Genomic DNA, 24,204 nt, shown 5'->3' on the forward strand with positions numbered 1-24,204 from the left:
ATAGTTTCCTTTACTTGGGGTAGGGGAAACTATATTCTTTTTTTGCGTTTGAAAGGAGTTGAAGGGGAATCATGGAAAAAAGAACTATCCCATTTTCACCACCTGATATGGGTGATAATGAGATAAATGAAGTTATAGGAACTTTAAAATCAGGATGGATTACAACTGGTCCTAAAGTCAAGCAATTCGAAAAGAAAATTGCTCAGTTCTGCCATACATCTCAAGCAGTATGTCTCAATAGTGCAACTGCCTGTATGGAAATGACTTTAAGACTGCTAGGTGTTGGCCCTGGTGATGAAGTCATTACATCTGCCTATACCTATACTGCATCTTGCAGTGTTATCTGTCATGTTGGGGCAACACCTGTATTGGTTGATGTCAGTAAAGATTCCTATGAAATGGATTATGATCAGCTGGCAGATAAGATAACGGATAGGACAAAGGTTATCATTCCCGTTGATTTGGCCGGTATCATGTGTGATTATGATAGAATATTTGAAGTTGTTGAAGCTAGGAAAGAATTGTTTCATCCATCAAATCAGCTTCAGAAAACATTTGGAAGAATTATTGTGATGGCAGATGCAGCTCATGCATTTGGAGCAGAAAGAAATAGAAAGATGTGTGGTGAGGTCGCAGACTTCACTTCTTTTAGTTTCCATGCAGTAAAGAATTTAACAACTGCAGAAGGTGGAGCAGTTGTCTGGAGAGATATACCTGAAATTGATAATGACTGGATATATCATCAGTATCAGCTGTTATCATTACATGGTCAAACAAAGGATGCACTTAATAAAACAAAGCTAGGAGCATGGGAATACGATATCATGTCACCATCCTATAAATGCAATATGACGGATATCATGGCAGGCATAGGATTGGCACAGTTTGAGAGATATCCAGAACTATTAAGACGAAGAAAAGAGATTATATCTCAATATGATGCAGCACTTAAGCCGTTGGGTATAGAGGTACTCAATCATTATAACGATGATCATCAATCAAGTGGACATCTGTATCTCACAAGAATTCCAGGATTAAATCCAGAACAGAGAAATCATATTATAGAGAAGATGGCAGAGAAAGGCATAGCATGCAATGTGCATTACAAGCCATTGCCATTATTAACAGCATATAAGAATCTTGGATTTGATATTAAGGACTATCCAAATGCCTATGATATGTATAAGAATGAGATTACATTGCCACTTCATACACATCTAAGTGATGATGATGTAGAGTATATTGTATGTAATTATAGAGGTATTATCCATGGATAAAAGATTGTTAGTGATTGGCGCTGGTTTTTTACAGTCATTTATTATAAAGAAAGCAAAAGAAATGGGAATTTATGTATTGGCATTAGATGGTGATAAAGATGCTGAGGGATTTAAATATGCTGATGAATTTGAAATTATCGATATTACAAATTTTGAAAAGTGCCTAAAATATGCTCAGGAAAAGTTTATTGATGGAGTAATGACTGGTGCTACTGATTATGGAGTTATTACTACTTCGTATATTGCTGAAAAACTCAATTTGCCTGGAATTGAAATGAATATATCAAAATTAGTTAAAGATAAATATCAAATTTCTAGAGTTTTAAATGAAATAAACCACAATTATTTCAAACAACTGTATAAAATTAGAGATGTTAAAGAATTGGATGAATTACAGTGTAAATTGAGCTACCCAGTAATTGTAAAGCCTATAGATGGTTCAGGAAGTAAAGGTGTAAATAAAGTAAACTGTTTAGATGAACTAAATAAATGCGTTATAGATGCATTGAATAACTCAAAATTAGGAGTTGCGATGATTCAGGATTATATTGTGGGAAAAGAATATGGAGCAGATGTTTTTGTATATGCTAATAAAATAACTGTGTATGGACCAATAGGTAAGAAAATGACTTCTAGTCCATACTATGCAGAATTAGGACATTATTATCCAACAACATTGGATGAGGATAAGATAATAAGTCAGATAGTATTCTATATAAAAAAACTTAATATTACTTTTGGAGCTTATAACATAGATTATATTGTTGATGAATATAATAATATTTGCATTATTGATATGGGGGCAAGATTAGGTGGTAATTTAATATCCTCTCATATTGTTCCATTAGCATTTAATGAGGACTATTTAGGTAATGTGATAAGGATTACAATGGGATGGGAGCCAATCTATAACAATAAAAAAAGTAAATATAATGTTTTATCCAAGATTTTAGCATTAGATGAAGGCAAGGTTATTTCATATGATACACAATTCAAGGAAGATATTTATAGGAATAATGTAATTTTTGAGGATCATATCAATGTTGGCAATTATATTAATAAATATAGAAATAATCTAGATGGTATGGGTTATATTATTCTTTATGGTGAAAATAGTATGGAGAGATTAGATAAAGAGAGTGAAGAAATTATTCAAAAAATAAATCATAGTATAAGGAGACAACTATGATATATAGTTTTATAAAAAGATTGTTTGATATTGTTATATCATTGATTGTTTTACCTTTTATATTTATTTTATCTTTTTTTATAGCATTTTTTATAAAGTTGGAAGATAGAGGCAAAGTACTATATGTTTCACAGCGAATCGGTAAAAACTTTAAAGTGTTTGGAATGTACAAGTTTAGAACAATGATAGAAAATGCTCCAAATATCTTAAATGAAGACGGAAGTACATATAATTCTAAAGATGATTTTAGAGTGACTAAAATCGGTAAATTTTTAAGAGAAACAAGTCTTGATGAGTTACCACAGTTCTGGAATGTTTTGAAAGGAGATATGAGCATTATTGGACCTAGACCAGGTGATTTAGAGTCAATAGATACATATCAAGAAGATGAAAAACCAAAAATGAAGGTTAAACCAGGAATTACGGGATATACACAAGCATATTTTAGAAATAGTTTAAATACAAGAGAGAAAAGATTATATGATGCATGGTATGCAGAAAATAAATCAATTTTGTTAGATATAAAAATTTTTTTTAAGACATTAATAACAGTTATAAAAAAAGACAATATTTATACTAATAATAAATAGTGTCTGAGTTATTATTTAATAAAGCAATACAGATTATGGAGAATACAATGAAAAAAAGATATAGTTTTTCGGAGATTATAAAAAATGCCTATAGTATAATTTTTACAAAATTTTTTTACAAAGATGCTAGGTTGATACGTAAACCATTATATATAAGATGTAAGTATAAGAATAATTTTATATATGGAAAAGGATTAACTACAGGATATTGTTGTAGAATAGAATTGGATGATGAATCAATTAAATTGGAAATTGGAATTAATTGTGGAATGGGAGATTATACATATATTGTTGCTACAAAACACGTGAAAATAGGGAATAATGTTTTGATAACTTCACATGTATATATCAGTGACTCGAGTCATGGGAATTATGGAAAAAATGATACTTTCAAAATAGATACACCTTATACTGCTCTAAATACGCGAAAAATAATTTGTAAAGATATAATTATTGGCAATAATGTGTGGATGGAAGAAAATGTTGTAATATTGCTAGGAATAAAAATTGGTGATGGTGCAATTGTTGGAGTTTCATCTGTTGTTACAAAAGATGTTGATAAGTATACAATTGTAGTTGGAAACCCAGCTAAACCAATAAAAAATATGACAATCAAAAAAAGGATGGGAGTATTATGAATAAGATTAGATTAAACTATCTTTTTCTGCTATCTGTAATTTCTGTAAGCATATTATTCTTTTGGGGTCCTTTTACTTATAAAATTTATAGTATAGATGGTCTTATTTATTATTACTTTTGTTGTTTTTTATTTTTTTTAGGGCTTTCTAATAATAAGTTAGTGTTAAAAAAAAGAAAGAAGAGAAAGATTAATTATTATCTTAATAAAAAGTCTGTTTGTATTCTATGGATTATCAATTTTGTTATAATTATATGTTTTTTGATTTTTATAACTAATATAATCAGAACCGTTGGATCGAACTATAGTTTTGCTAGCGAAGACTATAGATATATACTAGATGGACGAAATAATTTAGAAAAACTAGTAGAAAGTTTGCTACATTTAGCATCGCCTGTTTTTCTAATATATGAAAAATCTTTGAATAAAATGAATTTTAAAAAATTAGGAATATTAAGCAATATTGTATATTGGTTACCACCGCTAGCTTATCTAGTGACTGGAGGAAGATGGAGCGCATTTGTATATATTCTATTATATTTTTTTATAAAAAAAGATAATTACATAAGAAAGAGAAAAAAGATTAGTTTTAAAAAAGTTATAATGGTTGTATTTATATTTTTTATTTTAACAGTTGTATATAATTTATTTACAGAACGAGGTTATATATCTGTTTATGAAAATTATTTATTCTATCCAGGAGATGTTAAATTGAAGGATTGGGCCATTGAATTAGCAAATTTAACAAATGGGGCAACTATAACAATATATAAAATATCGCATTATTTTTCTGAAAGTTTATGCGCATTTAGTTACTTATTTAAAAATTATGGTGGCCAAGCTCATTTATTTGGACTATTTTCTTTTTCTATAATCACTTATTTAATGATGCCTTTTGGATATAGTAGTGTAGGATTTAAAAATATTATATTATCTTATCCTGGTGCAGGCAGCTATATGTCGTTTGTCCACGGATATATTGTTGATTTTGGAATTGTATTAGCGCCACTAGGGATTTTTTTAACTGGATTATTGTTTGCATATATTAGAAATAATAAAAATTATAACAATATATGCAAATTGATATATTATTATACAATAGTTATGTGTATTGTTGCACCAATATATAATATTTGGGGAGTTGGTTCGATAAATTTAGATGTTTTTTTCATCATAATTTTATATATTTTTATAAAAAAAATGACTTTCATTAATATTGAAGTAGAAGGAGATTAAATTAGTTATGAAAATATTATTGTATACAAGACCACATACTAAAGAATATTTATATTCAATAGCTAAAAATATTGATCAATCTGTTATGATAGAATCAGTATCAGATTTTAAAGGTGATGGAGATTTTTGGATGGGTGATTTTTTATATACAAATACAATATCTGAAAATTTGTATTTTAATGAAAATGAGCTTTATGATATTATAAATAGATGTAGATATTTACGAACACTTAGTTATGAGATGGCTAGCAAATTAATAACTAATTATGCTTGTGGTATAAATTATATATTAGACCGTGGGTATCACTTTATTGTTTCAGAAATTGTTGACAATTATTGTATGGATATAATATATAGAGAAGCAACTAAACGAAATATTAAAGTTATTGCCCCAATGGGGACATTTATTGATGGATATATGCGTTTTACTGTTAAGGGGGAAGTAGAAGAACTGCAAAGAAATGTATCTGATGAAGAAGTTTCTGATGTTTTGGATAAACTACTAAGCAATCATTTTAAAGGTCGTGTTGGTGGATTGGGATATAGTAATGAAAATAAACGATATTATTACTTTTATAGAAGAATTTTGATAGAAAAAATTTATAATCCACTTAGAAGAGTTGTTACAAAGGATAGAAATAATTCTTTATACAACACTTATCTGTATAATTCAATCAATGTAAAGAAATATTTAGGGAAAAAAGTAAAAAGAAATTTTATTGATTTAGATAATTTTGTTTTTCAAGATAATGATGTATATTTTCCGCTCCATTGCACTCCAGAAGCTACAACAGATTATTTTTGTGATTCATCAAAATTTGGATATTATGAAGAAACTATTCTTGAATTCCTATCAAATTCTACTAAAAATGTGAGATATCTTGTCAAAGAACACCCTACAATGTATGGAATAAGGAAATTAGATTTTTATGAAAATATGAAAACTTTTGAAAATGTAGTATTACTTAATCCATTTGATGACAGTAATACTATTTTACAAAATATAAATACAGTAGTTGTATGTACCGGATCAATTGGAGTTGAATCTTTAATTAGAAATAAAAGAGTAATGTGTCTATCATCCAATTATTATTCATCAATACACCCTAATGCACATGTGATTAAGTACCTAAGTGATGAAGAGTTAAATTTGCCAATTGTCGAATATGACAATAGACTTTTTATGAAAAAACTATTGTCTTTCCATGTTCCTATACAAATGTATAGCTATGACCAAATAATGAAGACTGACTTTAATTTACTAGGAAAATATATTAGGGAGTATTTTATCTATGAAAAAGTTTAGCCCAATTATATTATTAATAGTGGGCTTGATATTTACTAAAGGAAGTAGTTTTTTAGAAAATTTAATTTTAGCTTCAGTATACGGTACATCAGCATTAAGTGATTCATTTATACTAGCATTAACTTTACCAAATACGTTTTTTGCTGTTATCTCAGTGGCTGTTGCTCAATGTTATGTACCAATATATCAGAAAAGATTCAGTAATAATTTTGATTTGGGAAATAGATTTACCATCATATTAATGTTTTGTCTGGCAATAGTATCTGTTTTTGTATCTGTTTTAATTTATTTTTTTATACCTTCCTTTGTTAAAATTCTTGCCCCATCAGCATCCATAGAAGTTACTAATTTGGCCTGCTATATAATGAAATCATTGTGCTGGGTTTCAGTTATTGTTTTTGAAATGGGAGTTTTGCAAGGATTTTTTCAAGTTAGAAAAAATTTTCTAATTGTTGGTATGATTTCTGTGCCAATAAATATAGGACTTTCTGTATCTTTAATAATTGGTTCGGTTAATCTTGTTTTTTTGAATATAGGAATATTTATAACTTACCTTATTCAATTTATTTTCTTTATGTTTTTAGCGATGAAAAAAGGTCTAGTTCTCCAATGTTTTAAGATAACTGAATATGATTTTAATGTTTTAAAAGAATTTTTTCTGTTGATTTTGCCTTTGCTATTTGGAGGATTGATATCTGATTTAAGTGTAATAATAGATAAAGCTTTTGCAACATCTTTTGCAATAGGAGTTTTATCAGGAATGGATTATGGAAATAAAGTTAGTGGAATTATTTATGCTTTAGTAAGCGTACCTGTGATAACAGTATTTTATCCAATATTGTCTAAATATGTAAATCAGAATAAAAAAATCGAAAGTATAAATTTTTTAAAAAAGACTATATTTTATACGATGTTAGTATCTATTCCGATTTTAATAACTGTGATAGTATTCTCTAGTGAAATTAGTCATATTCTTTTTTTTAGAGGTAAATTTGATAATAATTCATTAATTATTACATCTACATCTTTACTATTATATACTCTTTCAATACTTCCCATGACTATTAGAAATATTATTGAGAAAATGTATTTATCAAATTCTAATACTAGTATAGTGATGAAAAATGCTATTATTACACTTCTATGTAATATTATTGGAAATTATTTTTTATCTAAAATATATGGATATAAAGGATTGATTTTAGCAACCACATTGTCTTTTATAGTTTCTATTGTATTTTTATTACAAGATATGACAAAAAGATATGATTTCAAAATATATACAAATGAAATTAAAAAAATAACTATAATTATTAGTGAGACTTTATGTTTGTTGTTATTAGTACAGTTATTTTTTAACAATACAAAATATATATTTGATTATAATGTTATTATTAATATATTAATTTTAGTATTAATCTATTTTGTAATAAATATTATTTTTTTTGGAACTTTAAAAATGCTAAAAGTTTTTTCAGTAAAAAAAATGATGCATTTTTTTAAAGAACTAAGATAATTAATTTAATATATTGTTAAAATAATCATCTATAATTATAGAATAAAAATTTTTATAATATAAATTTTTAATTAAATGTTTAAAAAACAAATATTTAATATCTATTATTAAATTTATCATTTTTAATAATTTAAAATGAGTTAGGGAGACCATAAAATGAAAAGAGCTTTAATAATTGCATGTTTTGATAGTTATAGTTACAATGTGAGAACAAAATATGTTGAAGAATATCTGACAGATGAAAATTATAAAGTTGAATTTTTAATTTCAGATTTTGATCATAGAACGAAAGACACATATTCATGTCAAAGGAAAAATGTCAAATACATACATGTACCCAAATATAAAAAAAACATGTCAATATGTAGAATGATATCTCATTGTATATTTGCTTTAAAAGTAAAAAAATATTTAAATACACATATATATGATATTATATATATTACAACTCCACCTAATTTTTTGTTTTATACTTTAAAATCATTTAAAAAAAATCATATGATATTTGAAATTGGTGATTTATGGCCTGAAACATTTCCAAATAGAATTCGTTTCAAAATTATGGATTTGTTTTTTTTTATGTGGAGGAAATTAAGAGATTATAATCTTTCCAATAATAACTATTACTTGTATGAATGTAAATTATTTGAAAGTATTATTAACAACAATACAAAAAATCCCTTAAAAGGAAAAACAATATATTTATGTAAAAATGATACGTATAAAAGAATGGTGCGAAAATTAGACAATGAGAAGTTTCGATTATTGTATTTAGGATCTATTAATAATATTATTGATATTGATTTGATTGTTGAATTTTGCCAATCTCTGAAGCAGAAAAAGCCTGTTGTTTTATCAATAGTTGGGGTAGGAGAAAGAAAAGAAGAATTACTAAACCGATTAAGAAATATAGATATTGAATTAAATGACTATGGAAGTGTTTTTGATGAAAAGGATAAAGAAATAATTTTTTCGGATTGTAATTTTGCTCTGAATATTATGAAAAGTTCTGTGTGTGTAGGATTAACTATGAAATCTATTGATTATTTTTCCTATGGGATTCCACTGATTAATAATATTTCATTTGATTCAGAGGAAATTATTGAGAAGAACAATTGTGGATTTAATATAAATAGGGATAATGTAAATAAGATTGCTGAACTTTTAAGCGAATTGAGTGATGTCGAATATCAATGTTTAGTAAAAAACACTTATAAAACTTATGAAAAATTTTTTTCTGTTTATAGTTTTAATAAATCATTTGCTGAGGTATTAAATAGTTTAAATTAATTACTTGGAAATATAAGGAGATAAGTATGACAAAAGTATTAGTAACAGGAGCTGATGGGTTCATTGGTTCACATTTAACAGAAAGATTATTAGAAAGAGGATATGATGTACGAGCATTTGTATATTATAACTCATTTAACAATTGGGGGTGGCTAGATACATTACCTAAAGATAAATTAGATAAGATAGATATCTTTGCAGGTGATATCAGAGATCCTAATGGCGTTAAGGAAGCCATGAAAGGTATTGATATTGTATTTCATTTAGCAGCATTGATAGCTATTCCTTTTAGTTATCATTCACCTGATTCCTATGTTGATACAAATATCAAAGGAACTCTTAATGTTTTACAGGCTGCAAGGGATTTAGGAACAAAAAGAATCCTAGTCACTTCTACATCAGAGGTTTATGGAACTGCACAGTATGTTCCAATTGATGAAAAACATCCATATCAGGGGCAATCACCATACAGTGCTACAAAAATTGGAGCAGATAGATTAGCTGAATCATTCTATCGCTCTTTTAATTTACCTTTAACAATTGTAAGACCATTTAATACATATGGACCTAGACAATCTGCAAGAGCTGTTATTCCTACAATCATTACACAATTGTTGGCTGGAAAAACAGAAATCAAGCTTGGTTCACTCACACCAACTCGTGATTTCAATTTTGTTAAGGATACAGCGGATGGTTTTATTGCCATTGCAGAATCAGACCAAACAATTGGTGAGGAAATTAACATTGCAACTCAGCATGAGATATCAATAGGTGAATTGGCCGAAGAGTTAATACGTCAAATCAATCCTGATGCAAAAATTATTTGTGAAGAAGAAAGATTAAGACCTGAAAAATCTGAAGTGAATAGATTGTTGGGATCAAATGAAAAAATCAAATCTCTTACTAACTGGGAACCTCAGTATAGTCTTTCAGATGGTCTTGCAGAAACGATTGAATTCTTTAAGAAGAATTTAGATAAATATAAGGTTGATATCTACAACATTTAGGGAGGTGTTTTTATGTCAAAATTTATTCCACTTTCAGTTCCAAATATTAGAGGAAATGAAATTAAGTATGTTACAGAAACACTAGAATCAGAGTGGGTTTCTACTGGTGGTGCAATGATAGAGAAATTTGAAAAGAACATGGCTGAATATGTTCATAGTAAAGGGGCAGTAGCGTGTCAATCAGGAACTGCTGGACTTCACCTGGCATTAAGATACTTAGGTGTCAATGAAAATGATGCCGTGATTGTACCAACACTCACATTTATTGCAGCAGTCAATCCTGTAAAGTATGAACATGCTGAACCTGTTTTTATGGACTGTGATGATTCACTATGTATGGATCCAATAAAATTAAGAAAGTATTTGGAAACAGAGTGCTACTGTGAAAACGGTAAAGTTATGGATAGAGAACTAAACAGACAAATTAAGGCCATTGTCGTTGTACATGTTTTTGGGAATATGGCAGATATGGAATCAATCATGGAGATTGCTGATGAATATCATTTGCCTGTTATTGAGGATGCAACTGAATCAATAGGTACTTATTATATTGATGGAAAATATAAAGGAATGTATGCAGGGACAATTGGCACTATTGGTGTTTATTCTTTCAATGGAAATAAGATCATGACTACTGGTGGAGGAGGAATGGTCATTTCTCAAAGCAGTGAGATATTAGAGAAAGTCAAGTATTTATCTACACAGGCTAAAGATGATACAGTTAATTTTATTCATAATGAAATAGGATTTAATTATCGAATGACAAACCTTCAGGCAGCTGTAGGACTTGCTCAGTTAGAACGACTAGAAGAATTTATTGAAACAAAGAAACGAAACTATTGGCATTATAAAAATGAACTTGATTCAATAGATGGAATACAGATTCTTGATTTTAGAAAGGATATCAGATCAAATTACTGGTTTTATTCATTAATGCTCAGTAATCCTAAAGATAAGCAAAAGATTATTGATGGACTCATGAAAAACAGTATTCAAAGTCGTCCTATATGGGGATTAATTTCTAAACAACTGCCATATGTAAATTCAAAGACATATGATATAGAAAAAGCAGAATACTATTTTGATAGAATTGTTAATATTCCGTGTAGTACAAATCTGTGTGACGAGGATGTAACATATGTAATAGATGTTATTAAGAGATTAGTAGGTGGTTTTAATGGATAGAAATGTGAATGATTATTTAATATCACCAGATACTCTTCTTATAGATGCTATGAAGAAAATTGATATGAATACTAAAGGAATTGTTTATGTATGTCAAGATAAAAGATTAATCGGAGTTATTACAGATGGTGATATTAGAAGATATATTCTTAAAAATGCGTCAATTGAAGGTACTGCAGAAGATATAATGAATTCAAGTCCAAAATTTATTTATTATGGTGAGGATATAAATGCTAATGAATATATGAAAACCCATTTTATTACTTCATTACCAATTTTAGACAAGAATAGGAATATAATTGAAATAAAGTTTTTGGATAAACCAAAAAGTAAAAAAGAATCTCTCAATGTCCCTGTTGTTATTATGGCTGGTGGAAAAGGAACACGACTTTATCCTTATACACAGATATTGCCTAAGCCACTTATACCTATTAATGACAAAACAATAACAGAAATAATTATGGATCATTTTGAAGAGTATGATTGCAAATCATTTATTATGATTGTAAATTATAAAAAAGAATTTATAAAAGCTTTTTTTAAAGAAAATGAACAAGTAAGAGATGTTCATTTTTATGATGAAAATACATTTATGGGAACTGCTGGTGGACTTAAATTATTAAAAAATGAGATGAATAAAACTTTTTTTATGAGTAATTGTGATGTGTTAATCGAAGAAGATTATTCGGAGATATTGAAGTATCATAAAACGCATAAAAATATTATAACAATGGTATGTGCTTTAAAAAAGGAGATATTTCCATATGGAACTATTAAAACTGATGAGAACGGGAATGTATTACAACTTAAGGAAAAACCTAGCTTTGAATTTCTCACAAATACAGGGTTATATGTGATTGAACCTGAATTTTTAGATTTTATACCTGATGATACTTTTATACATATTACAGATGTTATTCAAAAATGTATTGATGAAGGTCTTAATGTAGGTGTATATCCGATTAGAGAAGAATCATGGATGGATATGGGACAATTAGAAGAACTAGAAAAAATGAGAGAACGTATTAATGGAAAATAAAAAACTGTTATTAATTGGTGGTGGAGGACACTGTCTTTCTGTTATAGATTCTCTAGATCGGTCTTTATATAGTGAGATTGCTATTATTGATCCTTATATTAAAATTGGAACAGAAATATTGGGGATTAAAGTTGTAGGTGATGATGAAATGATTTATGAAATGTATAAAAAGGGTTATCATTATGCATTTATAGCCATAGGGAGTATAGGTAATACAATGACAAGAAGGAAATTGTATAAGAAATTATTAGAGATGAACTTTGAGTTTGTAAATATTATTGATCGTTCAGCAACTGTGTCTTCAGATTCGATTTTAGGAAATGGAATTTTTATTGGGAAGAACGCCATCATTAATGTTGGTTCAATAATAGAAGATCAAAGCATTATTAATTCGGGTGCTATTGTTGAACATGAATGTCATATTGGAGAGTTTGCTCATATTGCACCTGGAACTGTTATTTTAGGAAAGTGCAAAATAGGAGATGATACTCATATTGGGGCTAATGCAACAATTCTTCAAGGTGTGCAAATAGGGAGAAATGTTATTATTGGAATGGGAAGTGTAGTTTTACATGATGTGGCAGAGAACGTTCAAAAATATGGAGTTATATAAAATATAAATAACTTTAAGTGAATGAAATTAATTAGGAAAATGATATGGAATAAAAGGGTTTATTTACTAGAAAATTTCATAATAAAGAAGATTATTTGTTCATAGGATAATTTATTCTGAATATCTTAAAGTTAAAAGAAGAAAGGAGTGCAGAAAAAAATGAAAACATATATCATTGCTGAAGCAGGAGTCAACCATAATGGCGATAAAAATTTAGCTTATAAATTGATTGATAAGGCGTGTGAAGCGGGTGTGGATTGCATTAAATTTCAGACGTTTAAAGCAGAAAATCTTGTATCCAAAGGTACTGAATTGGCAGATTATCAGAAAAATAATCTTCATAGTTCTGATACTAAACAAATAGAAATGCTAAAAAAATTAGAACTTTCATATCATGATTTTGCTGAACTAAGAGACTATGCCATAAGTAAAGGACTTGATTTCTGTTCTACAGCCTTTGATAGTGATAGTGTTGAATTTCTTAATACAATTGCTATGCCTTTTTGGAAAATTCCATCAGGAGAAGTTACAAATCTACCTTTGATTATTCAAATAGCTAAATTAAATAAACCAATTATTATGTCTACAGGTATGTGTACCTTAAGTGAAATTCAATTTATTTTGGATCAGATTCGCAAGTATAATAATCAAAATATTATTCTTCTTCATTGTAACACGGAATATCCAACACCATATGAAGATGTGAATCTAAAAGCAATGCTTACTTTAAAAGAAACATTTAATGTAGATGTAGGATATTCAGATCACACATTGGGGATTGAGGTATCACTTGCTGCTGTCGCTTTAGGTGCTAAAGTTATTGAAAAGCACTTTACATTAGATAAATCAATGGATGGTCCTGATCATGTGGCAAGTTTGGATCCTGATGAATTAAAATCAATGGTTGCAGGAATTAGACATATAGAAAAATCACTAGGAGTAAATGAGAAAAAAGTATCTCATTCAGAATTTAAAAATAAAGAAGTTGCACGAAAATCTATAGTTGCTAAAAAAGATATCAAAAAAGGTGAAGTCTTGACTGAAGAGAACTTAACGACCAAAAGACCTGGAACAGGAATATCACCTATGAAATGGTATGATGTATTAGGACAAGTGGCAAAAAGAGATTATCAGAAAGATGAGCTGATTAAATTATGAAAAAAATAGCCATTATCACAGCAACACGAGCAGAATATGGACTTTTCGTTCCTATCATTAGAGAATTTAGAAAACGAGAAAATAATGATTTTCATATTGATCTTATTATTACAGGAACACATTTGTCTAATGAGTATGGACACACAATAGATGAAATAAAAAAAGATGAATTTAGAATTGATTATTTGATAGATATACCAGTAAATAATTTTAAAGCAAAAGATATATCAAATAATATGGCAACTACACTTATAAAATTTACTGAACATTTTGAAAATGAAAAATATGATGCAATTATGGTTTTGGGAGATAGATATGAAATCCTTTCTGTAGCTATAGCAGCAATGAATACCAAAATACCAATATTTCATTTATGTGGTGGTGATACAACTGAAGGTGCAATAGATGAGGGAATTAGACATTCTATCACAAAATTAAGTTATCTCCATTTTGTCTCAAATGAAATAAGTAGAAGAAGAGTTATTCAATTGGGAGAGAATCCATCAAGAGTTTTTAATGTTGGCTCAACCAGTGTTGATAATATTCTTCATACTGATTTATTATCAAAAAGTGATGTTTTGAAATCGATAGGACTTAATGAATGCAGATATGCGTTATGCACATATCATCCAGTGACATTAAATAATGTAGATTTACATAAACTGGTTTATGACTTTCTTGATGTCATAAGAGATTGCAAGGATATAGAGTTCATTGTAACAAAATCAAATTCTGATCTGGGCGGCTCTTTGATTAATCAAATTCTTGATCAGGAACAGAATAAAATTCCAAATTTGCATGTTTACACATCTTTAGGCATGCAAAGATATTTATCATTAATGAAATATAGTGAATTTGTATTAGGTAACTCATCAAGTGGGATTATTGAAACACCATCATTTAAAATACCTACAGTGAATATAGGCGACAGGCAAAAAGGTCGTTTACAATGCGATTCTATCATTAATTGTTTAGATAATAAAAATTCAATCATGCAAGCTGTATCAATTGCTAGAAGTGTAAAAATGAAAGAAAAGTGCAAAGAAATTATTTCACCATATGGTGAGGGAAATGCAGCCATACAAATTGTAGATATATCTATGAGTTTTCTTGAGAAAACTATAGATTTAAAGAAGACATTTTATGATATAAAAGAGGAATTTATAAAGGAGTAAATTTATGAAGAAGATAGCCATTATCCCAGCTCGCTCTGGATCAAAAGGATTGCCTCATAAAAATATACTTAATTTGTATGGGAAACCATTAATTGCATGGACAATTGAAGCAGCAGTTAAAAGCAATCAGTTTGATAAAATTATTGTATCTACAGATTCTAAGCAATATGGAAAAATAAGCGAAGAATATGGCGCAGAAGTTATTTATAGAGATGAGAGCATTTCGAATGATACTGCATCTACGTATGATGTTCTTAAAGATTTGTTTTCTAAAGTAGATGTTTCTTATATTGATTATTTTGTACTACTTCAACCAACATCACCATTTAGAAATGCAGAACATATAAATGAAGCTATTAAATTATATGAAAAAAACTATTACCAATATGATACTTTAGTAAGTGTAACTGAGGCACATAAATCATCAGATTTAATTAAACCTCTTGATAAAGATCGAAGTTTAAAATACTTTAATAATGATTTTTCAAATTATAAGAGGCAACAATATCATGAGTATGAACCTAATGGGGCAATTTACATATCAAAAATCCAATCCTATTTAAAAATCAAACAATTCTTGGGAAGCCAAGGTATAGCTTATATAATGAATGAAGATGATTCAATTGATATAGATGGAAGAAATGATTTTGAATTAGCATATAATGTGATTTCTAGAAAAAACATAATTGATGAAAGAAGAAAAATTGTTAAAGAAAGAATTTTGGAGAAGAAACAATTAGAAATAAGTGTGAAACATCCAATAACTTTAATAGGAAATTCTTTTTTTGATAATTGGAATGTAGAAAAAATATGTAATAAAAAAGTTAATAATTGGGGAATCAAGAATGCAACATCAAAATTATATTTGAAATATTTTTTAAATGATATTTCATTTGATGAATTGGGAGAGTATATATTAGTTATGTTTGGAATTAATGAATTATTATGTGGAAATAGCATAAACGATACAGTTTCCAGTATAAATCATTGTATAGAAAAAATTCGAACATATCATCCTCATAAAATTATTTTTGTGAATATGTTGAATGTTAATGGAAGAATAGATATAGGAAATGAATTAGTAAATGAGTGCAAGCAATGTTTTTCAAAAAGTATTAAAGCAGATAAAATTATTCAAACAGATGATTTAAATGATGAGTTTGGATGGTTAAACAAAGATTATACGGATGACGGATTATATTTGAATGCAAAAGGTTACGATTTTTTATTAAGTATTATAGAAAAAGAGATTTTAAATAATTTATGATAACATACATATACTAATATGTTATAACTTTAAAATTAATATTTCACAAAACTGGCTTTTAAAGTATGCTTGTATCAAGAAAATAAAATCACAACAATAATTCAAGTCAATGTATGGGAAAATTATGAAAAGAATATGTTAAATTATCAAAAAGTATTCATGCATCTAACATGATAAAAAGAATTGTGATAAAATGCTGATGGTGATTAACAATGAAAGAAAAATATATTGAAATCAATTTAAAAAGAAAAGCATTACAGGAATTATTAGAACAAGTGAAACTAAAAAGTACTTCTTTTTCAATTGTCAGATATTACAATGGCTATATGAGTCAAGAAGAGTACAATGATATGCAAAAAAAGTTTATGAATAAAATAGTTTATGAACATGAACAGCGTATATTAGATTATCAGAATAATCTCAATAGATATCGTGATGAATTAAATTCATTATTTCATTTTATAGATGAAAAAGAAGCATTGGATTATTTTGATGAACTTTTTAATCAAGAATTAGAAGTTTATGAAAATTGTCAATATTGCGAATTTGAAAATCAAGAACCCATTGTATCAGATATACCTATAGAATATTTATTAAAAAAAGAATATACAAGAATGACACCAGTCAGTATTGGACCTGTTTTTGAAATGTTTACATTCTCAATGGCTGCTTTTGATGAAGTCATGAGTCATATGAAAAAACTTTTCTCACCTTATAAAGTGTTTGGTGGAGAATTTGAAGATTTATGTTGTTATAATGGTGAAAAAATCATTTTTAAAGTATGTACACATGAAGATTATGCAATTGTCAGTGAAGACATCAATTAAATTTATCGAATTGATTCAAAATTGTTTGACTAAATGGTGTATTTATGGTATTGTGTATGAGCGTATTAAATGATAGCAGTACATGAAGTGTTAGCCAATGCGTTTGTAACGAACGGATGTAGAGTATCTAGCTGCTAATAGAGAAATACTTAGTACAAACACAACCTATCATATTCATGCATGTTATTGTTTTATGCAAAATAAAACAATAGGAGGAAGACATTATGTCACGTTATACTGGACCACAATGGAAAAAATCTAGACGTTTAGGTTTTTCTACATTAGAAACTGGTAAAGAATTATCAAAAAGACCTTATGCTCCTGGTCAACATGGGCAAAAGAGAAAGAAACCAACTGAATATGGATTACAATTAGCTGAAAAGCAAAAAGTAAGACATATGTATGGAGTTAATGAAAAACAATTCCACAACACATTTAAAAGAGCAAGTAAGATGGAAGGAATCACAGGTTATAACTTCTTCTGCTTACTTGAATCAAGATTAGACAACGTTGTTTACAGATTAGGTTTTGCAACAACAAGACGTCAAGCTAGACAATTAGTTAACCATGGACATATTTTATTAAATGGTGTAAAAACTGATATTGCTTCATGTCATGTTAAAGTTGGAGATGTTGTTTCAGTTAAAGAAAAATCTAAATCATTAGAAATTATCAAAACTGCTTTAGCTTCTCAAAATCATGTACCTGGATTTGTAGAAGTTGATGCTGAAAAAATGGAAGGTAAATTCATCAGATTACCTGAAAGAAGCGAATTAAATCAAGAAATCAATGAGTCACTAATCGTAGAATACTACAACAGACTTGGATAAAATTGAATTTAAATTCAAGGTATTTAGTAACTGTTTTCCAGTTATTAGATACCTTTTTTATTTATAAAATAAAGAATCAATAACTCAAATGATCAATAAATAATAAAAAGTTAAAGTATATCGATAGATAAAAAATATGATAAATTAAAAAATTAAAAAATCATTACTTTATATTGCAAAGTAATCCTACGCTTTTTTATCATTTTATGGTACAATAAAAAAGTAAAAAAAGAAAGGATTTTGGAATTATGGATAAAGTTATGGAATTTATTGAAAAAATTGGAACCCGAAACCTGATCTTTGCTGGGATTGGTCTTGCTATAATAATTATTGTTTTCTTGTTTTATCGTGGAATGAGATTAAGAAAATATCGAAAGATGATTGTAGATGTTGAAAATAGGATGAATGCAATCAAATCTTTACCTTTACAATATCGTTTAGGAAGAGTTCATAGCATATCTAAAAATATGCCAGATGTTGTTGAACAATATCAGGAGTATGCTGGAGAATTTGAAAGAATTACTGATTATCAAAAAAATGATTTGGCAGTTTTAGTGAATGAAGTTGATGAACAATTATTTTATGGAAAATTGCGTCAAGTTTCTAAAAAGATGAAACAACTTGATGAGATGTTATATACATATGAAAAAGATTCACAGGCTTTATTAGCGAAAATTGAGACAATTACAGAAATTGAAAATGTTCAAAGAATTGAAATTATTCGTGTAAAAGAAAAATATCGTCAAACAATTGATCGTTTTGAAACAATTCGTTTTAAAGTAGAAGAGTTTGTTCCAAGTCTTTTAGATATTTTTAATGAAGTTGATGATTCGTTTGTAAAATTAGAGGGAATGATGAATAATCAACGATTTGAAGATGCTCAGCAATATACGAAAGAAATTGAAGAAAAAGTTTATTGGATTGACCAGCGTTTAGAAGATTTACCTAATTATATTGCAGTTGTGAGACAATATATTCCAAAGAAAATGAATCATATAGAAACACTTTTAGAAGAAATGTCACAAGATGATTTTTCATTAAATCAGTTAGATGTACAAGGGCGCTTTGAGGTAATCAAAAATACTCTTGAAGAATCTATTGTTCATATTAAAAGATTAGAATTAGAAGATATGGGTGCTGTTTTACAAAATTTAGTAGATAGTATTGATGCTTTGATTCATGATTTAGAAACTGAAAAACAGTCATTTAAAGAGTTTAAAGAAAAATGGGATTCATGTTACACATTGATTACTGATATCTATGATCAATATAAACAGGCGATGATTGATTATAATAGAATTAAAAGTTTATATTTGATTGATGTAGATAATGTTGAAATTGATGAAAAATTTCATGAATTTGATAAGATTCTAAGAGAATCTTATGATTTAGAAGAAGAGATGAAAAAAGGTGATTTTTCATATTCACAAATGATATCAAAGGTTGAAGTTATGCATGATCGTGCAGCAGCACATCAAGATGATTTGAATGCTTTCTTTGCTTTTAGAGATCATCTTTATTTACAAGAACAAAGAGCTATTGATGAGTTGGAAAATATTAATATTGTTTTATTGGAAATTAAATCAGAAATTAAGAATAAGCACTTGCCAATGATTAATGAATCATATAAAGATTATATTCAGGATTCTTATGATAAAGCGGCTCAAATTCAGGCATATCGCATGAATAGACCAGTGGAATTGTCAGAATTATCAAAACGTGTTGATGGCGCAAGAGATGTTATTTATAAACTCTATGATAATGTTCATAATTTAATTGTGACTGCTGAAATGGTAGAAGAGGCAATTGTCTTTGGGAATCGTTTCCGTTCAACTTTCTTAGAAGTGAATACAGAATTAACAAAGGCTGAAGTTTTGTTTAGAAATGGTGAATATACAAAAGCATTATCAACAGCTGTTGATATTATTGAAAAGATTCAGCCTGGATCTTATGAAGAATTAATCAAAAAATCGAGTCAAAAGTCCGAATAAGGACTTTTTTAGTGGCTTTTTAATTATAAAAATGTTATATATACATATATTAGAGTGGAGGGAACATATGATTTATTTAGATTATGTATCAACAACACCTTTAAATCAGGATGTTAATCAAATGTATCAGTCTTTATTGAATGATTATTTTGCAAATGCTGACTCATTGTATTCATTAGGATTACAAACCAGTTCATTAATGGAAAAATCAAGAAGTTTAACGGCACAAATGTTAGGTGTCAAACCGACTGAGATTATTTTTACAAGTGGAGCAAGTGAATCTAATAATACAGCGATTAAAGGATGTGCATTTCAATATCAAAATCGAGGCAAGCATATTATAACCAGTGCGATTGAACATTCTAGTGTTCATAATACGTGTTTACAACTGAGAGATGTTTTTGGTTTTGAAGTTGATTTTATTTCGATTGATCAACAAGGTAGGTTGAATTTACAGGAATTAAAAGAAAAAATGAGACCAGATACAATCCTTGTATCCATTATGTATGTTAATAATGAAATAGGCATTATTAATCCTATCAATGAGATTAGAAAAATAATTTCAGAAAAAAATGCAAGAACGAAATTACATGTGGATATGGTTCAGGCATTAGGTAAAATTCCAATCGATTTATCATTGGTTGATATGGCAAGTTTTTCAGCACATAAGATCTATGGATTAAAAGGAAGTGGAGTTTTATTTAAAAAAGAATCAACATCTTTAGTTCCACTTATTAGTGCTGGACAACAAGAATATGGATTGCGTGGTGGAACATCTAATACTGCAACTCATACAATGTTTGCCAAAACATTGCGTTTAGCATTAGAAAATCAAGGTCAGAAATATCAGTATGTCCAATCATTGAATCGTTATGTTCGACAAGTATTAATGCAAATTGATGATGTTGTTATTAATACGCCAGAACAAAACAGTTCACCTTATATTCTTAATTTTTCATGTGTAGGATATAAACCAGAAGTCATTTTACATGCTTTAGAGGCACAAGAATGTTATGTTTCTACAAAAAGCACATGTTCTTCACATAAAAATGATATATCGAGAACATTAGCAGCAATGCATATGAATGAAGCAGTTGCAAAAAGTGCAATTCGCATCAGTTTTTCTGATTTAACAACACAAAATGAAATAGATGAGTTTTTATTTCATTTACAAACAATATTAAAGACAATTAAAAAGCAGAGGTAAAGAAATGGAATGTAATCATATTTTAGTTCGTTTTGGAGAACTTACAACAAAAGGTAAAAATCGTAAATTATTTATTCGTAAATTATGTCAGAATACAAAAGAAATATTAAAAGACTTTTCTCATCTGAGATATGATCTTTCATTTGATCGTATGTATATTATTTTAAATGGTGAGGATGCAAAGGCTGTCTGTGAAAAGTTAAAGACAGTCTTTGGAATTCACTCTTTTTCTGTCTGTTATCAAGTTGAAAGTGATTTAGAAAAAATTAAAGATGTTTGTTTACAGATTATTGAAAATAATCAAGGTCAAACTTTTAAAATCAATACAAAAAGAAATGATAAAGATTATCCTCTTCATTCACATGATATTAATACAGCGATTGCTGGATATATTTTTCATCATACAACAAAAGATTTAAAAGTTGATGTTCATCATCCTGATATCATGATTAAAGTGGAATTACGTAAAGAGAATACATATGTTATGGATAATGTCATTATGGGTGCTGGAGGTTATCCAGTTGGTATTGGGGGAAAAGCGCTTTTAATGTTATCGGGTGGTATTGATTCTCCAGTCGCTGGATATTTAACAATGAAACGTGGTGTTGATATTGAATGTATTCATTATGCTTCACCGCCATATACAAGTGATTTAGCACGAGAAAAAGTATTGGATCTTGTTGATGTGTTAAGACAATATACACATGGTAAGATAGTTGTTCATATTGTTCCTTTTACTGAACTTCAATTAGCTGTTTATGAACATTGTGAGGAAAGTTATGCTATGACTGTGATGCGTCGTATGATGTATCGCATTGCCCAAGGTGTTGCACAAAAAAATAATTGTTTAGCGATTGTGAATGGTGAAAGTATTGGACAAGTTGCTTCGCAAACATTAGAAAGTATGGCTGTTATTAATAGTGTGATCTCTATGCCTGTTTTGCGTCCAGTTGCTTGTATGGATAAATTAGAAATTATTGATATTGCTAATCAAATAGGAACTTATGATATTTCTATTCGTCCACATGAAGACTGCTGTACAATTTTTACACCAAAGCAACCTGCTACAAAACCAAAAAGCTATAAAGCAGAAGCTTTTGAAGAAAAATGGGACTTTGAAAAGATGGTTCAAGAGTGTATTGATCAGACATCAGATATTGTCATAGATGACAATTATAAAAATTTTGAAAATTTATTTTAAAAAATATGAATAAGATTTCAACTCTAACACAAACTAATTGTGTCAGGAGGTGAAAGTTATGAACTCAAACAATTCAAGTAAAAACAGATTAGTAGTTCCTGGTGCTCAAAATGCAATCGATCAAATGAAATACGAAATCGCTAATGAATTTGGTGTTAACCTTGGACCTGATGCAACTTCACGTGCTAACGGATCTGTTGGTGGTGAAATCACTAAGAGATTAGTTGAAATGGGACAAAGCCAAATCGCAGGTAGACAATCTCAAAATCATTAAGCTTTATAAAAACCCTAGTCATAAAACCTTATGAGTGGGGTTTTTTCATGCAAAAAATTGTTATCGCTTTCAAAATGTTGTTGAGTTTATGTTCTATTTTATGTACAATAATAATATGTATGTAGGAGGAAAAAAAGATATGACAAAAGTTATGGCGGTAAACGCAGGAAGCTCATCATTAAAATTTCAATTATTCAATATGCCAAGTGAAGAAGTGATTACTTCAGGTATTGTTGAAAGAATTGGAATGGATGATGGTATTTTTACGATAAAATATAATGGAGAAAAGAAAACAACAACTTGTCCGATTCCTGATCATCAAGTGGCAGTTGATATGCTACTTAAAGCACTTGTTGAAGAAGGTGTTGTGAAAGAATTAAGTGAAATTAATGCGGTTGGACATCGTATTGTTCATGGTGGTGAATATTTTAGTGATAGTGCGGTTGTTGATGAAAGTGTTGTTGAAAAAGTGGAAGAACTTTGTGAATTAGCCCCTTTGCATAACCCAGCTCATTTGGTTGGATATCGTGCTTTTAAAGAGGCATTACCAGGAGTAGAACATGTTTTTACATTTGATACTGCTTTCCATCAGACATTGGATCAAGAAAGATATTTATATCCATTGCCACTAGAATATTATACTGATTTAAAAGTCAGAAGATATGGAGCACATGGAACAAGTCATAAATATGTTTCTGAACAGGCTATTGAAATGTTAGGGAAACCAAGAGGTTCACGTGTTATTGTTTGTCATCTTGGAAATGGTGCTAGTATTTCAGCTGTTTTAGATGGAAAATGTATTGATACATCAATGGGATTTACTCCATTAGCTGGTGTTATGATGGGAACACGCTGTGGTGATGTTGATCCATCAATTATGCCATATTTATGTAAAAAATTAAACAAAACACCAGATGAAGTCTTAGATATTTACAATAAAAAATCTGGAATGCTAGGAATTTCTGGTATTTCTTCAGATTCTCGAGATATTGAAAATGCTTTGTTTAAAGAAGGCGATGAAAGAGCTTTATTAACTGGTTTATTATATGCCCGTATTGTCTCTAAATATATTGGTGCCTATTATGCAGAACTTGGTGGTTGTGATGCTATTGCATTTACAGCTGGTGTTGGTGAAAATGCAGCTTATTTAAGACGTATTATTATTGATGATGTTTCTAAAGCATTTGGTGTATTCTTAGATGAAGAATTAAATGCTGTCAGAAGTTCAGAAAACAGAGTGATTTCTCATCAATATTCACAAATCAAAGTTATGGTTATTCCAACAAATGAAGAAGTGATGATTGCAAGAGACACAGTGAGATTATTGAAATTATAGAAGAACGCAAGTTCTTCTTTTTGATTTATGAGAAAAAGAGAAGATAACTAAAG

At 28.7% G+C, this 24,204-nt stretch carries 21 protein-coding genes and 1 pseudogene; all 22 read left to right on the forward strand.

Features of this window, described 5'->3' with window-relative positions:
• Positions 1 to 71 precede the first annotated feature (71 nt).
• The 22 genes and pseudogenes from BN1865_RS00655 (at position 72) to BN1865_RS00760 (ending at position 24,151) form a co-directional block, all read left to right on the forward strand.
• On the forward strand, positions 72 to 1,277 hold the full coding sequence (locus BN1865_RS00655; protein WP_050635341.1) for a DegT/DnrJ/EryC1/StrS family aminotransferase: 1,206 nt from the start codon (positions 72 to 74) through the stop codon (positions 1,275 to 1,277).
• Positions 1,270 to 2,466: an ATP-grasp domain-containing protein gene (locus tag BN1865_RS00660; protein ID WP_050635342.1), complete on the forward strand. Its 1,197-nt coding sequence runs from the start codon at positions 1,270 to 1,272 to the stop codon at positions 2,464 to 2,466. Before BN1865_RS00655 ends, BN1865_RS00660 begins: the two co-directional genes overlap by 8 nt.
• Positions 2,463 to 3,056 carry a sugar transferase gene (locus tag BN1865_RS00665; RefSeq protein WP_050635343.1) on the forward strand — a complete coding sequence of 198 codons (594 nt, stop codon included), beginning with the start codon at positions 2,463 to 2,465 and terminating at the stop codon, positions 3,054 to 3,056. Before BN1865_RS00660 ends, BN1865_RS00665 begins: the two co-directional genes overlap by 4 nt.
• Positions 3,057 to 3,499: 443 nt before the next feature.
• A pseudogene (locus BN1865_RS19045) lies at positions 3,500 to 3,655 on the forward strand (chloramphenicol acetyltransferase); the annotation flags it as partial.
• Between the two features lie 35 nt (positions 3,656 to 3,690).
• Entirely contained in the window at positions 3,691 to 4,929 is a 1,239-nt protein-coding gene (locus BN1865_RS00675; protein WP_050635345.1) for an O-antigen polymerase, read from the forward strand.
• A gap of 7 nt (positions 4,930 to 4,936) precedes the next feature.
• Positions 4,937 to 6,235: a capsular polysaccharide export protein, LipB/KpsS family gene (locus BN1865_RS00680; RefSeq protein WP_050635346.1), complete on the forward strand. Its 1,299-nt coding sequence runs from the start codon at positions 4,937 to 4,939 to the stop codon at positions 6,233 to 6,235.
• Complete coding sequence (locus BN1865_RS00685; RefSeq protein WP_050635347.1) at positions 6,222 to 7,751, forward strand: lipid II flippase MurJ; 1,530 nt, start codon at positions 6,222 to 6,224, stop codon at positions 7,749 to 7,751. Before BN1865_RS00680 ends, BN1865_RS00685 begins: the two co-directional genes overlap by 14 nt.
• 498 nt (positions 7,752 to 8,249) lie before the next feature.
• Positions 8,250 to 9,041 carry a glycosyltransferase gene (locus BN1865_RS00690; RefSeq protein ID WP_157844063.1) on the forward strand — a complete coding sequence of 264 codons (792 nt, stop codon included), beginning with the start codon at positions 8,250 to 8,252 and terminating at the stop codon, positions 9,039 to 9,041.
• Positions 9,042 to 9,067: 26 nt separating this feature from the next.
• Positions 9,068 to 10,048: an NAD-dependent 4,6-dehydratase LegB gene (locus BN1865_RS00695; protein WP_050635349.1), complete on the forward strand. Its 981-nt coding sequence runs from the start codon at positions 9,068 to 9,070 to the stop codon at positions 10,046 to 10,048.
• A gap of 12 nt (positions 10,049 to 10,060) precedes the next feature.
• Positions 10,061 to 11,233, forward strand: coding sequence for a LegC family aminotransferase (locus tag BN1865_RS00700; protein WP_050635350.1), 1,173 nt, complete (start codon positions 10,061 to 10,063; stop codon positions 11,231 to 11,233).
• Positions 11,226 to 12,272 (forward strand): sugar phosphate nucleotidyltransferase, encoded by a 1,047-nt coding sequence (locus BN1865_RS00705; RefSeq protein WP_198527214.1) that lies wholly within the window; start codon positions 11,226 to 11,228, stop codon positions 12,270 to 12,272. Before BN1865_RS00700 ends, BN1865_RS00705 begins: the two co-directional genes overlap by 8 nt.
• Positions 12,262 to 12,885: an acetyltransferase gene (locus BN1865_RS00710; protein ID WP_050635351.1), complete on the forward strand. Its 624-nt coding sequence runs from the start codon at positions 12,262 to 12,264 to the stop codon at positions 12,883 to 12,885. The genes BN1865_RS00705 and BN1865_RS00710 overlap by 11 nt, the downstream gene beginning before the upstream one ends.
• A 159-nt stretch (positions 12,886 to 13,044) precedes the next feature.
• Positions 13,045 to 14,043: an N-acetylneuraminate synthase gene (neuB, locus tag BN1865_RS00715; protein WP_050635352.1), complete on the forward strand. Its 999-nt coding sequence runs from the start codon at positions 13,045 to 13,047 to the stop codon at positions 14,041 to 14,043.
• Positions 14,040 to 15,218, forward strand: a complete 1,179-nt coding sequence (neuC, locus tag BN1865_RS00720; protein WP_050635353.1) for a UDP-N-acetylglucosamine 2-epimerase — start codon at positions 14,040 to 14,042, stop codon at positions 15,216 to 15,218. Before neuB ends, neuC begins: the two co-directional genes overlap by 4 nt.
• A gap of 4 nt (positions 15,219 to 15,222) precedes the next feature.
• Complete coding sequence (locus BN1865_RS00725; protein WP_050635354.1) at positions 15,223 to 16,485, forward strand: cytidylyltransferase domain-containing protein; 1,263 nt, start codon at positions 15,223 to 15,225, stop codon at positions 16,483 to 16,485.
• A gap of 212 nt (positions 16,486 to 16,697) precedes the next feature.
• Entirely contained in the window at positions 16,698 to 17,312 is a 615-nt protein-coding gene (locus BN1865_RS00730; RefSeq protein ID WP_050635355.1) for a hypothetical protein, read from the forward strand.
• 224 nt (positions 17,313 to 17,536) lie between these two features.
• A complete protein-coding gene (gene rpsD, locus BN1865_RS00735; RefSeq protein ID WP_050635356.1) occupies positions 17,537 to 18,142 on the forward strand; it encodes a 30S ribosomal protein S4 in 606 nt (201 codons plus the stop codon).
• A gap of 248 nt (positions 18,143 to 18,390) precedes the next feature.
• On the forward strand, positions 18,391 to 20,133 hold the full coding sequence (locus BN1865_RS00740; RefSeq protein ID WP_050635357.1) for a septation ring formation regulator EzrA: 1,743 nt from the start codon (positions 18,391 to 18,393) through the stop codon (positions 20,131 to 20,133).
• Positions 20,134 to 20,200: 67 nt separating this feature from the next.
• Positions 20,201 to 21,340 carry a cysteine desulfurase family protein gene (locus tag BN1865_RS00745; protein ID WP_050635358.1) on the forward strand — a complete coding sequence of 380 codons (1,140 nt, stop codon included), beginning with the start codon at positions 20,201 to 20,203 and terminating at the stop codon, positions 21,338 to 21,340.
• 4 nt (positions 21,341 to 21,344) lie between these two features.
• The gene (thiI, locus tag BN1865_RS00750; RefSeq protein WP_050635359.1) at positions 21,345 to 22,541 is read left to right on the forward strand and encodes a tRNA uracil 4-sulfurtransferase ThiI; all 1,197 of its coding nucleotides are present in this window, start codon (positions 21,345 to 21,347) and stop codon (positions 22,539 to 22,541) included.
• 58 nt (positions 22,542 to 22,599) lie between these two features.
• On the forward strand, positions 22,600 to 22,815 hold the full coding sequence (locus BN1865_RS00755; protein WP_028042385.1) for an alpha/beta-type small acid-soluble spore protein: 216 nt from the start codon (positions 22,600 to 22,602) through the stop codon (positions 22,813 to 22,815).
• Positions 22,816 to 22,954: 139 nt separating this feature from the next.
• Positions 22,955 to 24,151 (forward strand): acetate/propionate family kinase, encoded by a 1,197-nt coding sequence (locus tag BN1865_RS00760; protein ID WP_050635360.1) that lies wholly within the window; start codon positions 22,955 to 22,957, stop codon positions 24,149 to 24,151.
• The last annotated feature ends 53 nt before the right edge of the window (positions 24,152 to 24,204 follow it).

It is taken from the genome of Candidatus Stoquefichus sp. SB1 (genome assembly GCF_001244545.1).
Classification (GTDB): Bacteria; Bacillota_I; Bacilli_A; order Erysipelotrichales; family Coprobacillaceae; genus Stoquefichus.

Coding starts and splice junctions, on each gene's coding strand:
- BN1865_RS00660 (WP_050635342.1), top strand. CDS start 1,270: ATGGATAAAAGATTGTTAGTGATTGGCGCTGGTTTTTTACAGTCATTT.
- BN1865_RS00745 (WP_050635358.1), top strand. CDS start 20,201: ATGATTTATTTAGATTATGTATCAACAACACCTTTAAATCAGGATGTT.
- BN1865_RS00690 (WP_157844063.1), top strand. CDS start 8,250: ATGATATTTGAAATTGGTGATTTATGGCCTGAAACATTTCCAAATAGA.
- BN1865_RS00675 (WP_050635345.1), top strand. CDS start 3,691: ATGAATAAGATTAGATTAAACTATCTTTTTCTGCTATCTGTAATTTCT.
- neuC (WP_050635353.1), top strand. CDS start 14,040: ATGAAAAAAATAGCCATTATCACAGCAACACGAGCAGAATATGGACTT.
- BN1865_RS00685 (WP_050635347.1), top strand. CDS start 6,222: ATGAAAAAGTTTAGCCCAATTATATTATTAATAGTGGGCTTGATATTT.
- BN1865_RS00710 (WP_050635351.1), top strand. CDS start 12,262: ATGGAAAATAAAAAACTGTTATTAATTGGTGGTGGAGGACACTGTCTT.
- BN1865_RS00755 (WP_028042385.1), top strand. CDS start 22,600: ATGAACTCAAACAATTCAAGTAAAAACAGATTAGTAGTTCCTGGTGCT.
- BN1865_RS00695 (WP_050635349.1), top strand. CDS start 9,068: ATGACAAAAGTATTAGTAACAGGAGCTGATGGGTTCATTGGTTCACAT.
- rpsD (WP_050635356.1), top strand. CDS start 17,537: ATGTCACGTTATACTGGACCACAATGGAAAAAATCTAGACGTTTAGGT.
- BN1865_RS00705 (WP_198527214.1), top strand. CDS start 11,226: ATGGATAGAAATGTGAATGATTATTTAATATCACCAGATACTCTTCTT.
- neuB (WP_050635352.1), top strand. CDS start 13,045: ATGAAAACATATATCATTGCTGAAGCAGGAGTCAACCATAATGGCGAT.
- BN1865_RS00680 (WP_050635346.1), top strand. CDS start 4,937: ATGAAAATATTATTGTATACAAGACCACATACTAAAGAATATTTATAT.
- BN1865_RS00700 (WP_050635350.1), top strand. CDS start 10,061: ATGTCAAAATTTATTCCACTTTCAGTTCCAAATATTAGAGGAAATGAA.
- BN1865_RS00760 (WP_050635360.1), top strand. CDS start 22,955: ATGACAAAAGTTATGGCGGTAAACGCAGGAAGCTCATCATTAAAATTT.
- BN1865_RS00730 (WP_050635355.1), top strand. CDS start 16,698: ATGAAAGAAAAATATATTGAAATCAATTTAAAAAGAAAAGCATTACAG.
- BN1865_RS00740 (WP_050635357.1), top strand. CDS start 18,391: ATGGATAAAGTTATGGAATTTATTGAAAAAATTGGAACCCGAAACCTG.
- BN1865_RS00655 (WP_050635341.1), top strand. CDS start 72: ATGGAAAAAAGAACTATCCCATTTTCACCACCTGATATGGGTGATAAT.
- BN1865_RS00665 (WP_050635343.1), top strand. CDS start 2,463: ATGATATATAGTTTTATAAAAAGATTGTTTGATATTGTTATATCATTG.
- thiI (WP_050635359.1), top strand. CDS start 21,345: ATGGAATGTAATCATATTTTAGTTCGTTTTGGAGAACTTACAACAAAA.
- BN1865_RS00725 (WP_050635354.1), top strand. CDS start 15,223: ATGAAGAAGATAGCCATTATCCCAGCTCGCTCTGGATCAAAAGGATTG.